The following is a 19,703-nucleotide window of genomic DNA, read 5'->3' on the forward strand; positions in this document are numbered from 1 at the left end:
CGCACCACCTGTGCTGCCCGTCACCACTGTCCCAACTGTACAGACGAGAGGAGGGGCACCGTCCTGCCTCATTGCGTGGCGGAAGGTGCCCCTCTTGACGTAGCAGTCCGCGATCAGGACAGGCCGAGGTCGCGGGCGATGATCATGCGCTGGACCTCCGAGGTGCCCTCGCCGATCTCCAGGATCTTGCTGTCGCGCCACATGCGCGAGACCGGGAACTCGTTCATGAAGCCGTACCCGCCGTGGATCTGGGTGCCGGCGCGGGCGTTGTCGACCGCGACCGTGCTCGCGTGCAGCTTCGCGATCGCCGCCTGCCGCTTGAACGGCTCACCCGCGAGCAGCCGCTGCGCGGCGTCGCGCCAGGCCAGCCGGGCGGTGTGCGCGCGGGTCTCCATGTCGGCGATCATGAACTGGATCGCCTGGTACGACCCGATCGTGTGGCCGAACGCCTCCCGCTGCGTCGCGTACTTCACCGACTCGTCCACGCACCCCTGCGCCAGCCCGGTCGCCAGCGCCGCGATCGCGATGCGCCCCTCGTCCAGGATGCGCAGGAACTGGGCGAACCCGCGCCCGCGCTGGCCGAGCAGGTTGCCCACCGGCACCCGGCAGTCGGCGAAGGTCAGCTCGTGGGTGTCCGACGCGCACCAGCCGACCTTGGAGTAGCCGGGCGCCACCGTGAACCCGGGCGTGCCCGACGGCACGATGATCGAGGAGATCTCGTCCGGGCCGGTCAGCGCGGTGACGGTGACCAGGCTGGTCATCGTCGTGCCCGAGTTGGTGATGAACGACTTGGTCCCGTTGATGATCCACTCGGTGCCGTCGTCGGACAGCCGCGCCGTGGTACGCGTGCCGCCCGCGTCCGAGCCCGCACCCGGCTCGGTCAGCCCGAACCCGGCCAGCGCCTCGCCGCGCAGCAGCGCGGGCAGCCAGCGGCGCTTCTGCTCGTCGGTGCCGTACTTGAAGATCGGCATGGCGCCGAGCGAGATCGCCGCCTCCAGCGTGATCGACAGCGACGAGTCGACCCGGGCCAGCTCCTCCAGCACCAGGCACAGGGCCAGGTAGTCGCCGTCCATGCCGCCGATCTCGACGGGGCCGTCGGCGCCGGGCACCGACGCGGGGAACGGCAGGCCGAACAGGCCCATCGCGCCCATCTGGCGGACCAGGTCGTACGGGAACTCGTGCTTCTCGTACAGCTCGCCGATCACGGGCGCGACCTTGTCCTGCGCGAACCGCCGTACGGTGTCACGCAGTTCCCGGTGCTCCTCGGACAGCCCGAAGTCGGTCATCTCGCGGCCTCTCTCAAACGGGAGTCACGCCGTGTCGGCGGCGTGAGAAGTGACGGTCCTTGCCGTGTGCGGCGCGGTACCGCTGGATGAGTTCGTCGCGCAGCCGGTCGGGCTCCACGATCGAGTCGATGACCAGCTCGCTGGCGAGCCGGACCAGGTCGATGTCGGTCTCGTACTCGGCCCGCTTGGCGGCGACGAACGCTTCGCGCTCCGCCTCGTCCGCGATGGCCGCGATCTTGTTGGCGTAGACGGCGTTGACCGCCGCCTCAGCACCCATAACTGCGATCTTGGCGGTGGGCAACGCGATCGTCGCCTCGGGCATGAAACCGGGCCCGGCCATGGCGTACAGGCCGGCGCCGTATGCCTTGCGCACCACCACGCAGATCTTGGGCACGGTCGCCTCGCTGATGGCCGAGACCATCTTGGCGCCGTGCCGGATGATGCCCTGCCGCTCCACCGCGCTGCCGACCATGAACCCCGGCACGTCGGTGAGGAACAGCAGCGGCACGTTGAACGCGTCGCACAGCTGCACGAACCGGCTCGCCTTGTCGGCCGAGTCGACGAACAGCACGCCGCCCTTGTGCAGCGAGTTGTTGGCCACCACGCCGACGACCTGGCCGTCGAGGCGGCCGAAGCCGACCGTCAGCTCCTTGGCCCAGCGCGCCTGGATCTCGAAGTACTCCCCGCCGTCGAGCAGGCCCTTGACCAGCTTGCGCATGTCGAACGCGCGGCGCTCGCTCTCGGGGATGAGCTCCGCCAGGTCCGTCGTGGGCGCGGCCACGGACTCGGCCGCGGGCGGCTGCTGGGTCCAGTTCGACGGGAGGTACGACAGGTAGCGGCGCACCACGCCCAGCGCCTCGTCCTCGTCCTTGCACAGGAAGTGGCCGACGCCCGACTGCTCGGTGTGCACCTTGGCGCCGCCCATCGCCTCCAGCGTGGTCTTCTCGCCGGTGACCATCTCGACCATGCGGTCGGAGCCCAGGTACATCGAGGCGTTGCCGTCGACCATGGCCACGACGTCGCAGAACGCCGGGATGTACGCGCCGCCCGCGGCGCTCGGCCCGAACAGGGCGCACACCTGCGGGATGCTGCCCGACGACTTCACCTGCTGGTAGAAGATGTTCCCGGCACCCCGCCGGCCCGGGAACAGGTCGACCTGGTCGGTGATGCGCGCACCGGCCGAGTCCACGAGGTAGACCATCGGCACGCCCTGCCCGTACGCCCGCTCGATGATCCTGATGATCTTCTCGACGGTACGGGCGCCCCAGCTGCCCGCCTTCACCGTCGAGTCGTTGGCCATCAGGCAGACCGGCCGCCCGTCGATGGTGGCGTTGCCGGTGACCACCCCGTCTGCGGGCAGGTCGCCCGCGAGCGCGTTGGCGAACATCCCGTCCTCGACGAACGAGCCCTTGTCCACGAGCCGGGCGATGCGCTCACGTGCGAAGAGCTTGCCCTTGACCGCGTTGGCCTGGTGGTACTTGACCGCCCCACCGGCGGCCACCCGCTCCCGCAGTTGATCCAGCTCCTCGTTCATCCCGGTGTGCCTCCTCGATCATCCGACCTGAACGATCGTTAGGCTACCACTCTATGGGACACCCGCCACCCTCCCAACCGCCCACTCCCCTCCACCCCCCGCAACCCCACCCCTCCCTCTCGTGCGGCGAGGGCCGGCGCATCACGCGCCGGCCCTCGTCAGGTGTATCGGATGCGGGTCAGCAGTAGACGGCGCTGGCGCCGCCGATGCTGCTCGCGGAGGCGTCACCCAGCACGCCCGCCGCGACGCCCGAGACGTCGATCGGGAGCTGGACCGGGGCGTAGACCTGGTTCCCGCTGAGGATGCCGGAGTTGAACGAGGTGTTCCAGTTCAGCTCGCAGCTGCCCTGCTGCTGGTCCTGGTAGCGCTTGCGCATCGCCGTCGGCTTGGCGTCCAGGTCGAACCCGGCGTCGGTGCCGGCCGGGGCCGCCTGCGGGCCGCCGAACAGGCCGCCCAGCGACAGCAGGTCGGTCACCTTGCCCAGCGGCGAGCTCTCGGTGTGGGCGTTCCACCGGTGGTGGCCGTACGAGCCGTGGTGGTGGCCGTACGGGTCGTGGCTCTGCGGGTTGCCGCTGGTGGTCGGCTGGCTGCCGTCGCCGAACACGGCCGACGAGCCGCCCTGGCAGGACGCCGAGGCGTCGCCGAGCACGCCGACGCCCACGCCGCAGGCGTTGATCGGCGCCTGGACCGGGACGAACACCTGGTTGCCGCTGAGGATGCCGGAGTTGCCCTGGCTGTTCCAGTTGGTGGCCAGCGCGTCCGCCGGGTACTCGGCCTCGGCGCCGCCGGTGCAGGAGGCGGTGGCGTCGCCCAGGATGCCGATGGCGATGCCGCAGATGTTGATCGGGGCCTGGATCGGCAGCTTGATCTGGTTGCCGGAGCCGATGCCGCTGTTGAACGAGGTGTTCCAGTTGTCGGCGGCGTGCGCGGCCGACGTACCCATCATCAGGAGCCCGGCGGAGAGCACGCCGACCTTGACCGAGGTACGGGTCAACGTGCCCAGCGAGTATCCAGTCATGAGAGTCGCAGTGCCTTTCGGTCTGTTTTGCCACGGGAGTTCCGTGACGCCACAGCTACGTTTAGTAGCGACCCTTGTGCGTACCGGCGCGCCGGAGGCATGGGACCTCCGGCTGTCGACGTGCGCCCGGGTTCAGCCTTTCGGCCGTACACAAATAGGGCATTTGTGGCATCGCATCAAACAACGAGCCGAGCCCCTATCCCCCGCTCTTTTGTCCGATTGGCGACAGCTATCGCCGATGGTGGCGGGTGGTGATCGCTGTCGTCGGTCAAATAGTGCGGTTAAGGACCAGATTATGACCGCGAATAGCGATCATCACCCGGCAGCACGCCGATCAGGACACGGTGCGGGATCAGGGACACGGTGCGGGATCAGGACACGGTGCGGGAGCGGGGGCCGGCGCGCAGGACGCCCGAGGGGAGCTCGCGGCCCACGATCTTCTCGGCCAGCCGGGCCGCCTCGATCATCGCGTCGAGGTCGATGCCGGTGTCGACGCCCATGTCGTGCAGCATGTGCACCACCTCCTCGGTGGCCACGTTGCCGGAGGCCCCCGGCGCGTACGGGCAGCCGCCCAGGCCGCCGACGCTGGCGTCGTACTCGGTGATGCCCAGTTCGAGGGCGGTGAGGATGTTGGCCAGGCCGGTGCCGCGGGTGTTGTGGAAGTGCAGCAGCACCGGGATGTCGGGCTGCCGGTCGCGTACCGCGCCGAGCAGCTCGCGCACCCGCCGCGGCGTCGCCATGCCGGTGGTGTCGCCGAACGCGACGCGGTCCGCCCCGTCCGCGACGACCCGGTCCACGATCCCCGCCACGCGCACCGGATCGACGTCCCCCTCGTACGGGCAGCCGAAGCTCGTCGCGATGATCACCTCAGCGGTGGAGCCGCCCGTGTGGAGCCGCTCGATCAGCGGCGCGATCTCGTCCAGCGACTCGGCGGTGGACCGGTTGATGTTGCGGCGGTTGTGCGTGTCGCTGGCCGACACCACGACCTCGACCTCGGTGAACCCGCCCGCCAGGGCCCGCTCGGCGCCGCGCAGGTTCGGCACGAGGGCGCTGTAGCGGACGCCGGGGTCGCGGGCGATGCCCGCCCACACCTCGTCGGCGTCGGCCATCTGCGGGATCGCTCTGGGGTGCACGTACGACACGGCCTCGATCCGCTTCACGCCGGTGCCGCCCAGCGCCTCGATCAGGCGGATCTTGTCGGCGGTCGGCACCGGGCTCTCGTTCTGCAGCCCGTCCCGGGGCCCGACCTCACGAATCGACACCTTGCTCGGCAGCACAGCACCCATCCCGCCACCTTAGCGCTCGTTAAGCTACCCGCCCACCCCGACCGGGCGGCCCGGCGAGTTCGTCCAAGTTGCCAGGCAATCGGGCGTATCTTGCGGTCCCATACGCCCGATTGCCCGGCAACTTGCCTGCTACGAGGGGTCAGCGCATGCGGGAGACGATGGCGGTGTCGTAGTCGCCGGACACGAACTCCGCGTTGTCCAGCAGTTCCGCGAAGAAGGGCAGGTTGTTCTTGGGACCGGCCAGCTCGAACCCGGCCACCGCCGCCTTCGCCCGCTCGATCGCCTCGGCGCGGTCCACGCCGTACACGATGACCTTGGCCATCAGCGAGTCGTAGTTCGGCGTGACCGTGTTGCCCCCGGCGTAGCCGGAGTCGACCCGTACGCCCTCGCCGGCCGGCTCGACCCAGGTCGTGATCACGCCGGGGCCGGGCAGGAACCGCTTCGGGTCCTCGGCGTTGACCCGCAGCTCGATCGCGTGACCGCGCGAGACCAGCGCGTCCGGGTCGAACTGCACCGGCAGCCCGGCGGCCACCCGCAGCTGCGCCTCGACCAGGTCGACGCCGAACACCGCCTCGGTGACCGGGTGCTCGACCTGGAGCCGGGTGTTCATCTCCAGGAAGAAGAAGTCGCCGGTGGTCGGGTCGAACAGGCATTCGACCGTCCCGGCGTTGCGGTAGCCGACCGCCTCACCCGCGCGTACGGCGGCGGCGAGCAGCCCGGCGCGCTGCTCGCCGGAGAGCGCCGGGGACGGCGACTCCTCGACCAGCTTCTGGTTGCGCCGCTGCACCGAGCACTCGCGCTCGCCGAGGGCGACGACCCGGCCGTCGGCCAGGCCGAGGATCTGCACCTCGATGTGGCGTACCCGGGGGAAGTAGCGCTCGATCAGGACCGCGCCGTCGCCGAACATGCGCTCGGCGAACGCACGCACCTTGCCGTACTGCTCGGTGAGCTCGGCGGCGTCGTTCGCGACCGCCATGCCCATGCCGCCGCCCCCGGCCGCGGCCTTGACCATGACCGGGAAGCCGATCTCCTCGGCGCCGGCGAGCGCCACCTCGGCCGACGCGGCCGGGTCGGTGGTGCCGGGCGCGACCGGCACCCCGGCGGCGGCCATCAGGTTACGAGCGTTGATCTTGTCGCCCATCGCGGTGATCGCGTCGGCGCCGGGTCCGACCCAGATCAGGCCGTTGGCCTCGACGGTACGGGCGAAGTCGGCGTTCTCCGACAGGAAGCCGTAGCCGGGGTGGATCGCCTGGACGCCGGTCTGCTTCGCGGCGGCCAGGATGGCCTCGGTGTTGCGGTAGGACTGGGCCGGATTGGCCGGGCCCACGCACACGGCCTCGTCGGCCTCGCGCACGAAGGGCAGCTCGGCGTCGGCCTCCGAATAGACGGCGACGGTGCGCACCCCGAGACTCCTGGCGGTGCGGATGATCCGTCGAGCGATCTCTCCCCGGTTCGCGACGAGCAGCGACTCGATCATGTTGGTCTCCTCCCGATGCTCAGACAACCACCGCTGAGGCTAGACGGTGGGCCGAACATCGGACGAGGCGGGCCTTAACGATGGTTCAGTCGAGCAATCCTGCGTAAGCCGGGCAGCGCCGCCTCAGCCGAGCAGGGCCGCCAGGGCCGCGGCGCGCAGCAGGGTCGCGCGGCGGTGCCGGTCGACCTCGCCGCCCAGGAACGGGGTGGAGTTCATCAGACCGAACGCGGCGTGGGCGAGCACCCGGGCCTCACCCGGGTTCAGCGAGGCACGCAGGGCGGTGAGCACCTGGACCCACTCCTCGACGTACTGCCGCTGGAGGCGGCGGATCTCCCGGCGCGGCTCCTCGGGCAGGCGGTCGAGCTCGTGCAGGTGCAGCGCGATGACGGCGGGGTGGGCCAGCGCGAAGTCGACGTGGAAGTCGACCAGCGCCTCCAGTGCGGCCCTCGGCTCGGAGTGGTCGGCCACGCGGCCGCGGCCGCCCGCGAGCAGGCCCTCGCTGACCGGCATCAGGGCGGCGACCAGCATCGCCTCCTTGCCGGCGAAGTGGTGGTACAGCGCGGGACCCGTGACGCCGGCGGCGGTGCCGATGTCGTCCATGGAAACGCCGTGGTAGCCGCGGGCAGCGAACAGGCCGACCGCGATTTCGAGGATCTCCTCGCGGCGCGACCGGCGGGGTGCCTTGGCGGGAGCCGCCGCTGCCGGGGGTGCTGCTACGTCTTGCTCAACTGCCGTCACCCGAGACATGCTACTCGCCAGTCAGGCGGCGGCTTAACGTCCGTTTAGTCCAGTTCGAACCCATATTCCCCGGCAAGTCGACGGGCTTCGTCGTCCTGCCCGGTGAGCAGCAGCACCTGCGCCAGCGCGTACGCCGCGCGCGGGAGGGTCGCCGAATCGCGGGGCAGGCCGTTGACCACACCGCGCAGCACCGGCTCGGCGGCCTCGGCCCGGCCCACCGCCACCAGCACCTCGCCCCGGGTCAGCTCCGCCAGCAGCGCCTCCCCGAACGACTCCAGCTCCTCGAACCGCTGCGCCACCCCGGTCAGCCGGGCCAGCGCCGCCTCCGGTTCCCCGATCCCGGCCAGCGCGCGGGCGCCGTCGAGGGCGAGCCAGGCCAGCTCGTACCCGGCCTCCGGCTCGGCGGCCAGACCCGGCGGCACCGCCCGCGCGGCCTCGTCGGCCCGCGCCAGCACGGTCCGGGCCAGCTCCGCGTCGTCGGCGAACATCGCGGCCACGCACTGGCGGCGCAGCGCCCTGACCTCCTCCAGCGGCAGCCGCGCCACGGCGTACGCGGCCGCGGCCGCCCCCAGCCGCGCCGCCGACTGGCCGTCCCGGTCGAGGTCGAACAGCAGCTCACCGGCCTGCTCCAGCACCCTGGCCCGAGCGGCGGCGTTGTCGAACCCGTCCAGGTTCGCCGCGAGCTGATCGAGGTAGGACAGCGCCCGGTCCGGGTCGCCCAGCCGCTGGTGGACCGCAGCGAGCAGATGCCGCGCCTGGTCGGCCAGATGCTGGTTGCCCGCCAGATCGGCGCCGGACAGCGCCTCCTCCGCCGCCTCGGCCGCCTCCTCGGACTGGGCGGCGTTGAACAGCGCCACCGCCAGGTGGAACCGGATGTGGTCGGTGTCGTCACCGTCCTCCGGGTCGTCCTCGTCGACCAGGCGCTCCACCATCGCGGCCAGGTCGTCGACCGCCTCGGCGGCGCGCGGTGTGCCGGCCAGCAGGATCGCCCGCCGCTCCCGCACCTCGCGCTCCAGCGGCTCGGGCAGCACCTGCGCCAGCGCGCGGTCGTACGCCCGGATCGCCCCGGCCGGGTCGTCGAGCATCGTCAGGCCCTGGCCGAGGAAGAACTCGCCCAGTCCCAGCAGCTCGGGCTCGTCGTCGGCGATCGCCTGGGCGACCAGCGCCCGCGCGGCGTCGGCGGCGTCGTGCACCCGCCCGTCGGCCCCGAGCGCCTGCGCGCGCAGCAGCATCACCTGCAACCGCACCCGGGGGCCGGGGTCGGGCTCGACCATCACCGCCGCCCGGTCCAGCACGTCCAGCGCCTCGGCGGGCTCCTGGGCGTGCAGCAGCGCCACCGCCAGCCGCCGCAGCGCGCCCGCGGCGTCCCGGGCGTCGCCGTGCACCAGCAGGTAGTCGGTGGTCGCCTGGACCTCGGCCAGACCCGCCTCCACCATCCCCTGGCGGCAGCGGTGCAGTCCGAGCCGCCCCCGGATGCGGTGCTGGCGCACCAGGTCGCCGGCCTGGACGTACCACTCCAGCGCCTCGGTCCAGACCCGCTCGGTCTCCTCGGCGGCCTCGCTGTGCAGCCGCATCCCGGCCAGGTCGGCCAGGCGGCCGTGCTGGAGCGCGGTCAGCGGGCCGGTCTCGCTCAGCGGCCGGATGCGCAGCCACAGCGCCTCCACCCGGGGTTCGAGGTCGCGCCGCAGCGCCTCCTCGACCAGGCCCAGCAGCGTGTCGAGGTCGGCGTCGCCGGGCACGTCGGCCAGCGGGTCGGGCACGGTCTCCGCCGGGATGCGCGGCCGGGGCGAGCGCCAGCCCGCTGCGGGCGGCGTCGGCTCGACGACCGGCTCGGCCTGGAGCAGCGCGGCGACCCGGGCCGCCTGCGCACCGGTGCCGTTGCGGGCGTCGAACCGGGCCGCCAGCCCGGTCGCCCGCGCGGCCAGCTCGTCGGCGAGCACCGCGACGGTACGGCGGCTGCCGCGCACGGTCAGGTCACCGTGCCCGGTGCCGGCCAGCAGCCGCAGCAGCAGGGCCGCCGCGGCCGCGAACTCCATCTCGGCGGCGGGCGACGGCGCGTCCTCCAGCCACGGCAGGTGCCGTTCCACCACGTCGAGGCCGCGGGCGACGTCGCCGCTGTGCGCGAGGTAGCGGACGTGCTCGGCGATGCTGCCCAGCTTGGCGGGATGCTGCCGCAACCGCCGGTACGCCCGCAGGTGCGCCCGCCGCGCCTCGTCCGGCCGCCCCGTACGCAGGAACGGCAGCAGCAGTGCGGTCAGGATCTCCTGCGGCTGCTCGGCGCAGGTCAGCCTGCCCTCCAGCACGGGACCGGTCAGCTCGATCGCGTCCTCGTCCCGGCCCAGGCAGCCGAGGTGCTGCACCATCGCGGTGGGATCGCAGCCGTCGCAGTCGGAGTTGTCGTCGCGGGACGCGGACTGCCACAGTTCGTAGTGGTAACCGGCCGCCGCCTCGTCGCCGAGGTGCGCCGCGACCAGCCACCGGAGCTTGTGGACGGGCTGGAGGCTGTGCCCGCCCTGCTGGTAGCGGCGCTGCATCTCCTCCAGCACCGCGTAGGCGCGTTCCAGCGGCACCTCGGGGAACCGGGGCAGCAGGTGGACCTGGTACTTGAAGTGCCACAGCAGCAGGGGCTCGGCTTCGGCATACTGGTCGGGCCGCTCGTCGTAGCGCGCCAGGCACCACGAGAACACGGCGAAGCACTGCGCCGGGGCACCGGCCCGGTAGTAGGCCTCTGTGGCCGCCATCCGCGCCTGGAACCGCAGCTCGTCGTCGCCGATCGCGTCGGCCTGGGCGATCGCCTCCTCGGCCAGCGCCACCTGGGTGCCCCCGCGCGGCGCCTCCCAGCACTGGTCGATCAGCTCGCGGACGCGTTCCGGCCCGGTCATGACGTGCGACCCTGCACGTCGGCGGTCCGATCCGGCCTGGTCCGGCCGCAGCCGGGGCGACCGCCCGGATCGACCTGACATGAGAGGTTCACGCGGGACAACTTACCCGGCGGCGGCGACCGCTGCCGAGCCCGCGCACCGCCGCGCACGTGAAGGGCACGGCTGTGGCTTGAAAAGTTCCCCGGAACCGGAAAGGCTGCCGGAATGTCATCCTTGGAACGCGCGGCGAAAGCCTGCCGTCACAGCCTGGACGCGCTAGTCGCGCTGGGTGCCGAGCTCACCGACGCGCAGTGGGACGGGCGCACCGACCTGCCGGAATGGACGGTCGGCGACGTGTACGCCCACGTCGTCGCCGGTGAGCAGTGGATGGCCGAGGGCGGGCTGCCGCTGCCGCCCGGCCCGCCGCAGCCGTGGATCGAGCAGGGCGTGGCCCGGCGCCGGGGCGCCGGTCGCGAGTCCGTGCTCGCCGAGCTGGCCGAGGTCCGCGCCCAGCGCGAACTCCAGCTCGTCTCAGGGCTGCCCTCGGCCGACGCGATCGGCTGGTGGATCTGGTCGCAGTCGCCGGTGCCGTTCGTGGTGCAGCTGACCGCGCGCGCCTTCGACCTGTGGGTGCACGAGCAGGACGTACGCCGGGCGATCCGGCGGCCGGGCAATCTCGGCTCCCCCGGGGCGCGGGTGTCGCACGACCTCATCCTCCAGTCGCTGCCCAAGGTGGTGGCCAAGGGCGCCGGTGTGCCGCCCGGCGCGACGGTCCGCTTCACCGCGATGGGCGAGATCCCCGTCGACTTCGCGATCCACGTCGACGACACCGGCCGGGCCGCGGTCGGCGCCCCCGACGACCGGCCGAGCACCGTGCACGTGACGCTCGGCTGGCAGTCGTTCCTGCTGCTGTGCACCGGACGCGGCGACCGCGCCCGGCAGGAGGTCTGGGTCGGCGGAGACACCGAACTCGGCGAGCGGGTGCTCGCTCACCTCAACATCGCCCCGTGAACCGGTCGCGGCCCGCTCCCCGGTCCGGGAGGCGGGCCGCCGCCGAATCGGGTCAGAGCGGGCCGAGGGTCGGGCGCTTGGCGGTGATCAGGTCGCCGGAGGAGCGGCCGGTCAGCCGCCGCTTGATCCACGGAGCCAGGTAGCGGCCCGCCCAGGCCAGGTCCTCGCCCTTGGTCACCAGCCACGACCGGCGCTCCGGCCAGGACGGCAGGTCCCACCAGGTCGGGTCGGCCGGGACGTCGAGCGCGGCGAGCACGTGCGCGGCGGTGCGGCGGTGCCCGGCCGGGGAGAGGTGAAGCCGGTCGATGCTCCACAGCGCGGGGTTGGCGTACTCGTGGTCGTTCCACAGGTCGACCAGGCGGGCGCCGTTGCGCTCGGCGACGTCGCCCACGGCATCGTTGAGGTAGCGGATGCGCGGGGCGACCAGGTTGTTGCCGGGCAGCCGGGACATCACGTCGGCGAAGCGGAACAGCAGCACGTCGGCGCCGGTGGCGCGCAGCCGGGCCACGGTCGCGTCGAAGCGGGCCATCAGGGCGGGTGGATCGCAGCGGCGGCGCAGCACGTCGTTGGCGCCTGCCGCGAAGCTGACCAGGTCGGGCCGCATACCGAGGGCGGGTTCGAGCTGCTCGCCCACGATCGCGTCGTACAGGCGGCCGCGGATGGCGAGGTTGGCGTAACCGAAGTCACCCGGGGCGACCTCGTTCAGCCGGCCCGCGACCAGGTCGGCCCAGCCGCGGAAGACCCCGTCCGCGTACGGGTCGTCCATGCCCTCGGTGAAGCTGTCCCCCAGCGCCACATACCTGCTCCAACTCACCGCGCCATCTTGCCACCGGGGCCCGTACCGATGGGTAGTGCTCTTCCTAACAGCGGGAATCGGCACTGCCCCGGCGGCGTTGGAGTTCGCGTGCAGATCGAGATCTACTCCGACGTGGTGTGCCCCTGGTGCTGGATCGGCGAGCAGCGGCTCTACCGCGCGCTCGCGGACAGCCCCGACGTGTCCGTGCGCTGGCGGGCCTTCCAGCTCGACCCCTCCGCCCAGTCGACCGGCACCCCGCTGGTGGAGTGGCTCGGCCGCCGCTACGGCGGCGAGGCCAACGCGCGCCGGATGTTCGACCAGGTCAGCTCGGTCGGCGCGGAGGAGGGCCTGACCATGGACTTCGACCGCGCGATCGGCGCCAACACCTTCGACGCGCACCGGCTCATCTGGTGGGCCGGGGAGCAGGGCGGCGACCAGCGGCCGATGGTGGAGGCGCTGCACCGCGCCCACTTCACCGACGGCCTGGACCTGGGCCGCCGGGAGGATCTGGTGCGGGCCGCGGCCGGCCTCGGCCACGACGAGCAGGCGGTGCGCGACTTCCTCGGCTCGACCGCGGGCGCCGACGAGGTGCTCGACGAGCTGGCCATGGGCCGCGAGCTGGGAGTCACCGGCGTGCCGATGTTCGTCTTCGCAGGCAAGTACGCCATCAGCGGCGCCCAGGACCCGTCCACCCTGCGCGAGGTCCTCGACGAGGTGCGCCGCCGCGAGTCTGCCGCCCCGGTCCTGACCGACCTCGCCCCGCGCGGCGAGAGCTGCGACGACGACACCTGCGCGGTATGACCTTTTAGCCCTACAAGTCTTGTTTCACGTGAAACAGTATTGTCACCTGACGATATGACGGTGCCGGTGAGCTGCCCGAACGGGCGACTCACCGGCACCGTCGCATCAGGGCAGGTACTGGAACATCACGTTCGCCGACACCCCGGTCGGCAGCGAAGCCTCAGCGAGCACCGAGAAGTCCGCCGCGAGCCGGTAGATCCGGTGCCGCGCACCGGACGCCGCCAGCACGGTCCCGTCCGGCTGGAAGTAGACCAGGTCCACCCCCGCCATCGGGAACCGCACCTGCTGCCCGGTGGTCATGTCGATCACCGCGTACACCTCGGGGCTCGTGTTCGGATCGCCGTGCGGGAAGCCGACCGCCGCGTAGCGGCCGTCCGCCGATACCGAGACCACCTGCGAATCGCCGTCGTTGGGCGGCGTGTACGCGACCGTCCGGGGTTCGGTGCCGTCGGCCCGCGTCACGGTCAGCTGCCGCCGACCGACGGTTCCGACGTAACCGCCGAGCTCCCGGCCGCGCGCCTGCTCCCATGCCTGCTGCTCCATCGGGGTGAACCTCCCGCTGGACACGGCGACCACCCCGGGGCCCGCGCCGCTCTGCACGAACAGCTTCGACCCGTCGCGGCTCCAGACCAGCCCGGCGCACATGACGTCGGTGGCCAGCGCCCGCACCGGCCCTCCCGTGGTGCCGCCCACCACCAGCTCGCCGAGGAGATCCTCACCGCGTACCCAGGCCACGGTGGCGCCGTCGGGCGACATGCGCAGCGAGTTGCCCACGCAGGGGTCGTCGGGGCCGAGGCTGCGCAGCTCGCGTACCTGGCCGCCGGTGAGCGCCAGCAGCCGGTTCGCACCGCCGGAGAACGCGAACCAGTACATGGAGCCGCCGATCTCCGCCGCGGGCGGCCTGGCCGACGGTGCGGACGACGGCGCGACCGAGACCTGCGGGGCCGCGGACGCGGAAGCCGACGGGGACACCGACACGGCGGGGTCGGGTGCCGGACGGCGCCAGGGCAGTGCGGCCAGCACGACGGCGACGATCGCGACGACGGCCGCCGCGGCCCCGATCGAGGTCGCGATCGCGCGGCGTGCCCGCATCCGGCCGGATGTACGCACCGCCCGCTCCGCCAGGTCCACCGGCCGCGCGTCCCCGGCCAGGTCCGCGAGCTCGGGTGCGAGCGTACGCAGCCGGGCCAGCGCCTTCGACGTCTGCGACTTGACCGTGCCCACGGTGACCCCGAGGCACTCGGCCGTCTCCGCCTCGGTCCGGTCCTCGAAGAACCGCAGCACCAGCACCGCCCGCTGCTTGTCCGACAGCCGCTGCAACGCCGCCCGCAGGGTGATCTTCAGCGCCGCGTCGGCGGCGTGGTCGGGCACGGTGGCCCGTACCGGCATGGTCTCGGTCGGCACCTCGACGCCCCGGCGCCGCCGCCACCACGAGATCTGCTGGTGGTACATCACCTTTCGCGTGTACGCCTCGGCGTTGCCCCGGTCGTGCAGCCTGCGCCAGGCCAGGTGGGTGCGCGCGAGCGCGACCTGCACCAGGTCCTCGGCCAGGTACTGGTCACCGGTGAGCAGGTAGGCCGCGCGCAGCAGCGACGGCGCGCGATGCCGCACGAACGTCTCGAACTCGGCTGACAGTGCATCCATCGTTGGTCATCCCCGCTGGTGGGTGTCGGCATCAAGGGCCGATGCCGGTTGTCGGCGTACTAGAGGACACCCGGCGGTGCGATGGTTGCCGGTCTCAGAACAGGTTCTTGGCGTCCTCGCGGCGCGCCACCCGGGCCCGCCACCGCCGCAGCGGTCCGGCCAGCACGAAGCCCCAGCCGATCAGCGCCGCCACCCCGCCCAGCGCCAGCCCCGTCATCAGCAGGTACGTCGTGCCGCCCTCGGTGCCGAAGACGCCCGCCCGCGCCCCGCTGTCCAGGGCCGGGACCTCGGCGCCCAGTTCAACGCCGGCGGGCTCGTCGTACAGGATGACGTCCTCGCGGCTGCTGCTGCCGTCGGCGGCGGTCCAGTCACCGTGGTAGTCGCAGTCGTGCCTGCCGCAGGAGTAGCGCAGCGCCGTGAAGGTCCCGGGGGTGCCGGAGCCGTTGTGCGCGTGCCAGGCGGGCACCAGGTCGGTGGCACCGCCGAACAGGCCGATGAACGCGATGATGGGCAGGCCGGCCCACTTGAAGAACTTCATGCGCCAGTCACCGATCGTGCTCATCGCTCCCATGGCGGGGCACTCTAGATGAGCCTGCCTCGCAAAGGCGAGCCCCGTCGGCGTCTCGTGCGCCACTATCCCTGGTGGAGGCCCTCGCGGCTCGGCTAGTGTGCCCGCGTGAGCGAGGCTGTGACGACGGAGGAACAACCCGCGCCGGCCCCGCCCCGCCGTCGGTTCTTCATGGACACGCGGCCGCTGCGGCACCGGCCGTACCGGCGCCTGTGGAGTTCCACGATCATCACCGCCGTGGGCAGCCAGCTCACCGCCGTGGCCGTGCCCAAGCAGATCTACGACATGACGGGCTCGTCGGCCTGGGTCGGCATCGCCAGCGCCGCCGGCCTGATCCCGCTGATCGTCTTCGCGCTGTGGGGCGGCGCGATCGCCGACACCGTCGACCGACGCAAGATGCTGCTGTGCACCAACACCGGCATCGCGCTGCTGTGCACGGTCTTCTGGCTCCAGGCCGCGTTCGACCTCGGTTCGATCCCGCTGCTGCTGGGCCTGGTCGCGGTGCAGCAGGCGCTGTTCGGCATGAACATGCCCGCGCGTACGGCGTCGGTGGCCCGCCTGGTGCCCGCCGCCGAGCTGCCCGCCGCGGGCGCGCTCAACTCGACCGTGATGCAGGGCGGCCAGATCTTCGGGCCGATGCTGGCCGCGGCGCTGATCCCCGTGCTCGGCCTGCCGCTGCTGTACCTGTTCGACGCGCTCGCCCTGTGCGCCGCGCTGTACGCGGTGTGGCGGCTGCCGTCCATACCCCCGCTCAGCGGCACGGCCCGGCGGGCCGGGCTGCGCGACGTGCTCGACGGCTTCCGCTACCTGGCCACCCACCGCCTGCTGCTGATCTCCATGGGCGCCGACGTCATCGCGATGGTCTTCGGCATGCCCCGGGCGCTGTTCCCGGAGCTCGCGCACACCGCCTACCCGGGCGTCGACGAGAACTTCGCGCTCGGCCTGCTCTACGCGGCGGTGCCGATCGGGGCGCTGCTGGGCGGCCTGCTCTCCGGCACCTTCTCCCACCTGCGGCGGCACGGCCTGATGGTGGCCGTCGCGGTCTGCGGCTGGGGTGTCGCGGTCATCGGCTTCGGGCTGAGCAGCTCGCTGTGGGTGGCGGTGTTCTTCCTCGCGCTGGCGGGCGTCGCCGACATGATGTCGATGGTGTTCCGGGGCGCGATCCTGCAGGCCGCCGCCACCGACGAGATGCGCGGGCGGATGCAGGGCGTGCAGACGGTCGTGGTCGCGGGCGGTCCGCGCCTGGCCGACCTCGCGCACGGCGTGGCCGCGCCGGTCGCCGGGGTCGCCCTCACCGTCTCCGGCGGCGGGGTGCTCGTGATCGTCGCCATGGTCGCGATGGCCCTGGCCGTCCCGGCCTTCCTCCGGTATCACGGCCCGCAGCGCTGACCTGGAACGATGCTCTAAGGTGGGCGGTCCCACCCCCGCCGTGAACGGACCGCCATGCACCTCACCCGCCGCAAGAAGATCATCATTTCGGTACTGGCGTGTCTGGTGCTCCTGCCCGCAGGCGTCGTGTTCGGGCTGAACCGCTACGTCAACGACACCGATGTGCCCCTGGTGGACAGCCTTCTCCCGGCAAACGAGCCCAAGCGGCTGCTGGCGATCTTCGCGCACCCCGACGACGAGATCACCGTCGCGGGCTCGCTGCGCGTCATGAGCGAGGAGCCCGGCGCCGACCTGACCCTGGCCTACCTAACCCGCGGCGAAGCCGCCAACGTGCCCAAGTCCTCGCCGCAGGACCTGGCCGCCCGGCGCACGGTCGAGGTCGACGACGCCCGCAAGGCGCTGGGGGTGGACCACCTCGAACTGTTCGACTACCCCGACAGCGGCCTGCCCGCCGCCGACCCGGCCGGGCCGAAGAAGGCGATCTCGGACCTGATCGACCGCTACCAGCCGACGGTCGTGGTCAGCTTCGACAACCGGGTCGGCTTCTACGGCCACCCCGATCACGAGCAGGTCGGCATCTGGGTCGACCAGGTCCTCGCCGAGCGGCGACACGAGGCGGGCTTCCCGGTGTGGCACTTCTACCAGGCCACCCTGCCCGAGTCGATGATCACGGTGGCGAAGAAGCTGTCGCCGACCTTCCGCGACATGTACCCCGGCGACCCGGCTCAGGGCCTGCCGGTGCCGACCGCGGCGATGGCGATCGACGGCGTCGCCGGCAGCAAGCGGGCCGCGCTGGACGCGCACGTCAGCCAGGTCGGCGTGCTCCAGGCCGTGCAGCCGGGCTACGACAAGCTGCCGTCCTGGATCTACTTCCGCATCCTCAGCCGGGAGTACTTCACCCAGGTCTTCTGACGCCGCTGCTCAGCGTCACAGATCGGACCGGTGGCACAAGTTCGGACCGGCGTCACAGGTCGGACGGGTCGGTGTTGGCGCCGCAGGCGAGCACGACGACCCGCTCCCCCGGCGCCGGCCGGTACGCCCCGCTGGTCAGCGCGGCCAGGGCCGCCGCCGCGCCGTGCTCCACCGCGATGCGGCGGTCGGCCCACAGCAGGCGGCGTGCCTCGATCAGCTCGTCGTCGGTCACCAGCACGCTGGCCACCCCGTTCGCCACCGCGACCTGGTACGCGATCTCTCCGACCCGGCGGGCGCCGAGCGAGTCGACGGCCGCCCCGGAGACCGGCACGTCCACCGGGCCGCCCGCGGCCAGCGCCGCGTGCAGGCTCGGCGCGTTCACCGGCTCGACCGCGACCACCCGGGCCCGGCCCGCCAGCGCGGTGGCGATACCGGCCATCAGGCCGCCCCCGCCGACGGCGACCAGCACGGTGTCGAAGCCCTCGGGCAGGTCGGCCAGCAGCTCCAGCCCGATCGTGCCCGCCCCGGCGACCATCTCGGGCTGGTCGTAGGCGTGGCAGTAGACGGCGCCCCGGTCGGCGGCGTGCTTGAGCGCCGCCTCGTGCGCCACCGCGTACTCGGCGCCCTGCTGCACCACCGTCGCGCCGAGCTGGCGCAGCCGCGCCACCTTCACCGGGGAGGAGGTCTGCGGCACGAAGACCGTCGCGGGTACGCCGCACCGGCTCGCCGCGTACGCGAAGGCCAGCCCCGCGTTGCCGCCCGACGCCCCGACCACGCCCACCTGCGGATCCAGCTCACCGGCGGCCTGCGCCGCGAGCACCCGGTTGAGCGCACCCCGCGCCTTGAACGTGCCGGTGTGCTGCATGTACTCGCACTTGAGCCAGCCCGCGCCGGACAGCCCGCCCGGCTCCACCACCGCCACCGGCGTACGCCGCACCAGCCCGGCCAGCCGCTCCGCGGCCGCCACGACGTCAGCATTCGTGATCACATGCACCGTCCCAGGGTCACCCCTCTGACGATAGTGCTCGCACAGCGGACGGCGGTGGATCGCGGTGGAGCGTGATCCAGATGGAAGCCACGCCGGGAGTCGAACCCGAGGTCATCCGTTTTGCAGACGGAGCGCTCCACCCGGAACGCCGCATGGCTGTGCGTGCGGACGAAGGGATTCGAACCCCCTCAGCCGAAGCACCCGGTTTACAGCCGGGTCCGACTCTCCATCGTCGGCGCGTCCGCGTGTACCTGTACGTCGGGATGGCCGGACTCGAACCGGCGACCTCTCGCCCCCCAGACGAGCGCGCTACCGACTGCGCCACATCCCGTTGCCGGGCACGGTCCGACCCCCGACCGACCGTGCCCGTCGTGCCCTGAGCAGGATTCGAACCTGCAACCCCCGGCTTCGTAGACCGGTGCGCTCTCCCGTTGCGCCATCAAGGCTCCTGATCGTGCGTGGACCTGACCGGACTCGAACCGGCCTCCTCCGCCCTGCCGAGGCGGTGCTCTTCCATATGAGCTACAGGCCCTCGGACCGGCCGCGGGTCCCCGTGGACCCCGCGGCCGATCTCAGCGCCGGGCCAGCGCCGCCCAGGACGGAGCCGCCGGGGTGACCCGCAGCGTCATCCGTGCCTCGACCGGCGTCCGGTCCCCCTTGCGCTGGTTGCAGCCGCCGCAGGCGGCCACCGTGTTGAGCCAGCTGTTGCGGCCGCCGCGCGAGCTCGGCAGCACGTGGTCGACGGTGCTCGCCGACCCGCCGCAGTACGCGCAGCGGTGCCCGTCGCGCACCAGCACGCCGCGGCGCGACCACGCCGGGCCGCCGCTGAACCGCCAGCGGGTCACCACGTAGCTGACCAGCCGGACCACGCGCGGCATCGGGTACACCCCGACCGCCTGGTCCGGCTCGGCCTCGTGCACCACGGCCACCTGCCGCCACAGCATCCGCAGTGCGTGGCGCAGGCTGACCCGGTGCAGCGGGCCGAGGTCGGCGTTGAGTACCAGTACCCCGTTCATCGGGTCACCTCCTGAATCGAGTCGTGATGTCGAATGGAGCGGTAGCCGGGAGTCGAACCCGGATCTCTGCCATGGCGAGGCAGTGCACTATCCGTTGTGCGACGACCGCCTGATTTCCTGGAAACTGCTGTATTACGTAGCCGATGCGGGACTCGAACCCGCTTTTCCGGGCTGAGAACCCGGGGGCCTACCCATAGCCGAATCGTCCTTGGCGCCGCCTTGCGCGGCGCATCACTCATTGCCATCCGCTGTGGAGTTGTCAAACGTCCGCGCCGCCGGTCTCCCGGAGCTGTCTGTGCAGGTGGTGCTGGGTGTGAAACAAGAAAGCCGCCCGCTCCCGAGATCCGGGTGCGGGCGGCTGAAGCCGCTTCGACGACG

Annotated in this window: 15 protein-coding genes, 7 tRNA genes and 1 pseudogene; 4 read left to right on the forward strand and 19 right to left on the reverse strand. The window is 72.3% G+C overall.

Features of this window, described 5'->3' with window-relative positions; all coding sequences use genetic code 11:
• Nucleotides 1-113: 113 nt before the first annotated feature.
• The 7 genes from Cs7R123_RS19695 to Cs7R123_RS19725 all read right to left on the reverse strand — a co-directional run bounded on the left by Cs7R123_RS19695 (nt 114) and on the right by Cs7R123_RS19725 (nt 10,221).
• Nucleotides 114-1,286 carry an acyl-CoA dehydrogenase family protein gene (locus tag Cs7R123_RS19695; RefSeq protein WP_212828483.1) on the reverse strand — a complete coding sequence of 391 codons (1,173 nt, stop codon included), beginning with the start codon at nt 1,284-1,286 and terminating at the stop codon, nt 114-116.
• Nucleotides 1,287-1,299: 13 nt separating this feature from the next.
• Complete coding sequence (locus tag Cs7R123_RS19700) at nt 1,300-2,820, reverse strand: acyl-CoA carboxylase subunit beta (protein WP_212828484.1); 1,521 nt, start codon at nt 2,818-2,820, stop codon at nt 1,300-1,302.
• Nucleotides 2,821-2,998: 178 nt separating this feature from the next.
• The gene (locus Cs7R123_RS19705) at nt 2,999-3,838 is read right to left on the reverse strand and encodes a chaplin (protein ID WP_212828486.1); all 840 of its coding nucleotides are present in this window, start codon (nt 3,836-3,838) and stop codon (nt 2,999-3,001) included.
• A gap of 371 nt (nt 3,839-4,209) precedes the next feature.
• Nucleotides 4,210-5,112, reverse strand: coding sequence for a hydroxymethylglutaryl-CoA lyase (locus Cs7R123_RS19710; protein WP_212829283.1), 903 nt, complete (start codon nt 5,110-5,112; stop codon nt 4,210-4,212).
• Between the two features lie 151 nt (nt 5,113-5,263).
• Complete coding sequence (locus Cs7R123_RS19715; RefSeq protein ID WP_212829284.1) at nt 5,264-6,601, reverse strand: acetyl/propionyl/methylcrotonyl-CoA carboxylase subunit alpha; 1,338 nt, start codon at nt 6,599-6,601, stop codon at nt 5,264-5,266.
• A 123-nt stretch (nt 6,602-6,724) separates the two neighbouring features.
• A complete protein-coding gene (locus tag Cs7R123_RS19720) occupies nt 6,725-7,348 on the reverse strand; it encodes a TetR/AcrR family transcriptional regulator (protein WP_212828488.1) in 624 nt (207 codons plus the stop codon).
• Nucleotides 7,349-7,383: 35 nt separating this feature from the next.
• The gene (locus tag Cs7R123_RS19725) at nt 7,384-10,221 is read right to left on the reverse strand and encodes a hypothetical protein (protein ID WP_212828490.1); all 2,838 of its coding nucleotides are present in this window, start codon (nt 10,219-10,221) and stop codon (nt 7,384-7,386) included.
• Nucleotides 10,222-10,425: 204 nt separating this feature from the next.
• On the opposite strand from Cs7R123_RS19725, the gene Cs7R123_RS19730 reads away from it, so the two are divergent.
• Nucleotides 10,426-11,211 (forward strand): maleylpyruvate isomerase family mycothiol-dependent enzyme, encoded by a 786-nt coding sequence (locus Cs7R123_RS19730; protein ID WP_212828492.1) that lies wholly within the window; start codon nt 10,426-10,428, stop codon nt 11,209-11,211.
• 52 nt (nt 11,212-11,263) lie between these two features.
• Here Cs7R123_RS19730 and Cs7R123_RS19735 read toward each other — a convergent pair whose 3' ends face one another.
• Nucleotides 11,264-12,025, reverse strand: coding sequence for an SGNH/GDSL hydrolase family protein (locus Cs7R123_RS19735; protein WP_212828494.1), 762 nt, complete (start codon nt 12,023-12,025; stop codon nt 11,264-11,266).
• Nucleotides 12,026-12,115: 90 nt separating this feature from the next.
• Here Cs7R123_RS19735 and Cs7R123_RS19740 point away from each other — a divergent pair, with 90 nt between their 5' ends.
• Nucleotides 12,116-12,808 carry a DsbA family protein gene (locus Cs7R123_RS19740; RefSeq protein ID WP_212828495.1) on the forward strand — a complete coding sequence of 231 codons (693 nt, stop codon included), beginning with the start codon at nt 12,116-12,118 and terminating at the stop codon, nt 12,806-12,808.
• A 1,134-nt stretch (nt 12,809-13,942) separates the two neighbouring features.
• Here Cs7R123_RS19740 and Cs7R123_RS19745 read toward each other — a convergent pair.
• Nucleotides 13,943-14,452 (reverse strand): annotated as a pseudogene (locus Cs7R123_RS19745) (SigE family RNA polymerase sigma factor); the annotation flags it as partial.
• 94 nt (nt 14,453-14,546) lie between these two features.
• Entirely contained in the window at nt 14,547-15,014 is a 468-nt protein-coding gene (locus Cs7R123_RS19750) for a hypothetical protein (protein ID WP_212828497.1), read from the reverse strand.
• A 114-nt stretch (nt 15,015-15,128) separates the two neighbouring features.
• Between Cs7R123_RS19750 and Cs7R123_RS19755 the strand changes: the two genes are divergently transcribed.
• Both Cs7R123_RS19755 and Cs7R123_RS19760 read left to right on the forward strand, forming a co-directional pair.
• Nucleotides 15,129-16,409, forward strand: a complete 1,281-nt coding sequence (locus Cs7R123_RS19755) for an MFS transporter (protein ID WP_244871922.1) — start codon at nt 15,129-15,131, stop codon at nt 16,407-16,409.
• Between the two features lie 54 nt (nt 16,410-16,463).
• Entirely contained in the window at nt 16,464-17,321 is an 858-nt protein-coding gene (locus tag Cs7R123_RS19760) for a PIG-L deacetylase family protein (RefSeq protein ID WP_212828499.1), read from the forward strand.
• Nucleotides 17,322-17,373: 52 nt separating this feature from the next.
• Here the strand turns inward: Cs7R123_RS19760 and Cs7R123_RS19765 are convergent, their stop codons facing one another.
• From Cs7R123_RS19765 to Cs7R123_RS19805, 9 genes are all read right to left on the reverse strand, one after another.
• Complete coding sequence (locus Cs7R123_RS19765; RefSeq protein WP_212828501.1) at nt 17,374-18,309, reverse strand: threonine/serine dehydratase; 936 nt, start codon at nt 18,307-18,309, stop codon at nt 17,374-17,376.
• Nucleotides 18,310-18,390: 81 nt separating this feature from the next.
• Nucleotides 18,391-18,467 (reverse strand) — tRNA-Cys (locus Cs7R123_RS19770).
• 5 nt (nt 18,468-18,472) lie between these two features.
• Nucleotides 18,473-18,554: transfer RNA gene (locus Cs7R123_RS19775), tRNA-Tyr, on the reverse strand.
• Between the two features lie 13 nt (nt 18,555-18,567).
• Nucleotides 18,568-18,640 (reverse strand) — tRNA-Pro (locus tag Cs7R123_RS19780).
• Between the two features lie 41 nt (nt 18,641-18,681).
• Nucleotides 18,682-18,755: transfer RNA gene (locus Cs7R123_RS19785), tRNA-Arg, on the reverse strand.
• Between the two features lie 13 nt (nt 18,756-18,768).
• Nucleotides 18,769-18,841, reverse strand: a tRNA-Ala gene (locus Cs7R123_RS19790).
• Nucleotides 18,842-18,881: 40 nt separating this feature from the next.
• Nucleotides 18,882-19,325 carry an HNH endonuclease gene (locus Cs7R123_RS19795; protein WP_212828503.1) on the reverse strand — a complete coding sequence of 148 codons (444 nt, stop codon included), beginning with the start codon at nt 19,323-19,325 and terminating at the stop codon, nt 18,882-18,884.
• Between the two features lie 34 nt (nt 19,326-19,359).
• Nucleotides 19,360-19,434 (reverse strand) — tRNA-Gly (locus Cs7R123_RS19800).
• 28 nt (nt 19,435-19,462) lie between these two features.
• Nucleotides 19,463-19,533 (reverse strand) — tRNA-Glu (locus Cs7R123_RS19805).
• Nucleotides 19,534-19,703: the final 170 nt, after the last annotated feature.

Source organism: Catellatospora sp. TT07R-123 (assembly GCF_018327705.1).
Classification (GTDB): Bacteria; Actinomycetota; Actinomycetes; order Mycobacteriales; family Micromonosporaceae; genus Catellatospora.

Coding starts and splice junctions, on each gene's coding strand:
- Cs7R123_RS19695 (WP_212828483.1), bottom strand. CDS start 1,286: ATGACCGACTTCGGGCTGTCCGAGGAGCACCGGGAACTGCGTGACACC.
- Cs7R123_RS19700 (WP_212828484.1), bottom strand. CDS start 2,820: ATGAACGAGGAGCTGGATCAACTGCGGGAGCGGGTGGCCGCCGGTGGG.
- Cs7R123_RS19705 (WP_212828486.1), bottom strand. CDS start 3,838: ATGACTGGATACTCGCTGGGCACGTTGACCCGTACCTCGGTCAAGGTC.
- Cs7R123_RS19715 (WP_212829284.1), bottom strand. CDS start 6,601: ATGATCGAGTCGCTGCTCGTCGCGAACCGGGGAGAGATCGCTCGACGG.
- Cs7R123_RS19720 (WP_212828488.1), bottom strand. CDS start 7,348: ATGTCTCGGGTGACGGCAGTTGAGCAAGACGTAGCAGCACCCCCGGCA.
- Cs7R123_RS19725 (WP_212828490.1), bottom strand. CDS start 10,221: ATGACCGGGCCGGAACGCGTCCGCGAGCTGATCGACCAGTGCTGGGAG.
- Cs7R123_RS19730 (WP_212828492.1), top strand. CDS start 10,426: ATGTCATCCTTGGAACGCGCGGCGAAAGCCTGCCGTCACAGCCTGGAC.
- Cs7R123_RS19750 (WP_212828497.1), bottom strand. CDS start 15,014: ATGAGCACGATCGGTGACTGGCGCATGAAGTTCTTCAAGTGGGCCGGC.
- Cs7R123_RS19760 (WP_212828499.1), top strand. CDS start 16,464: ATGCACCTCACCCGCCGCAAGAAGATCATCATTTCGGTACTGGCGTGT.
- Cs7R123_RS19795 (WP_212828503.1), bottom strand. CDS start 19,325: ATGAACGGGGTACTGGTACTCAACGCCGACCTCGGCCCGCTGCACCGG.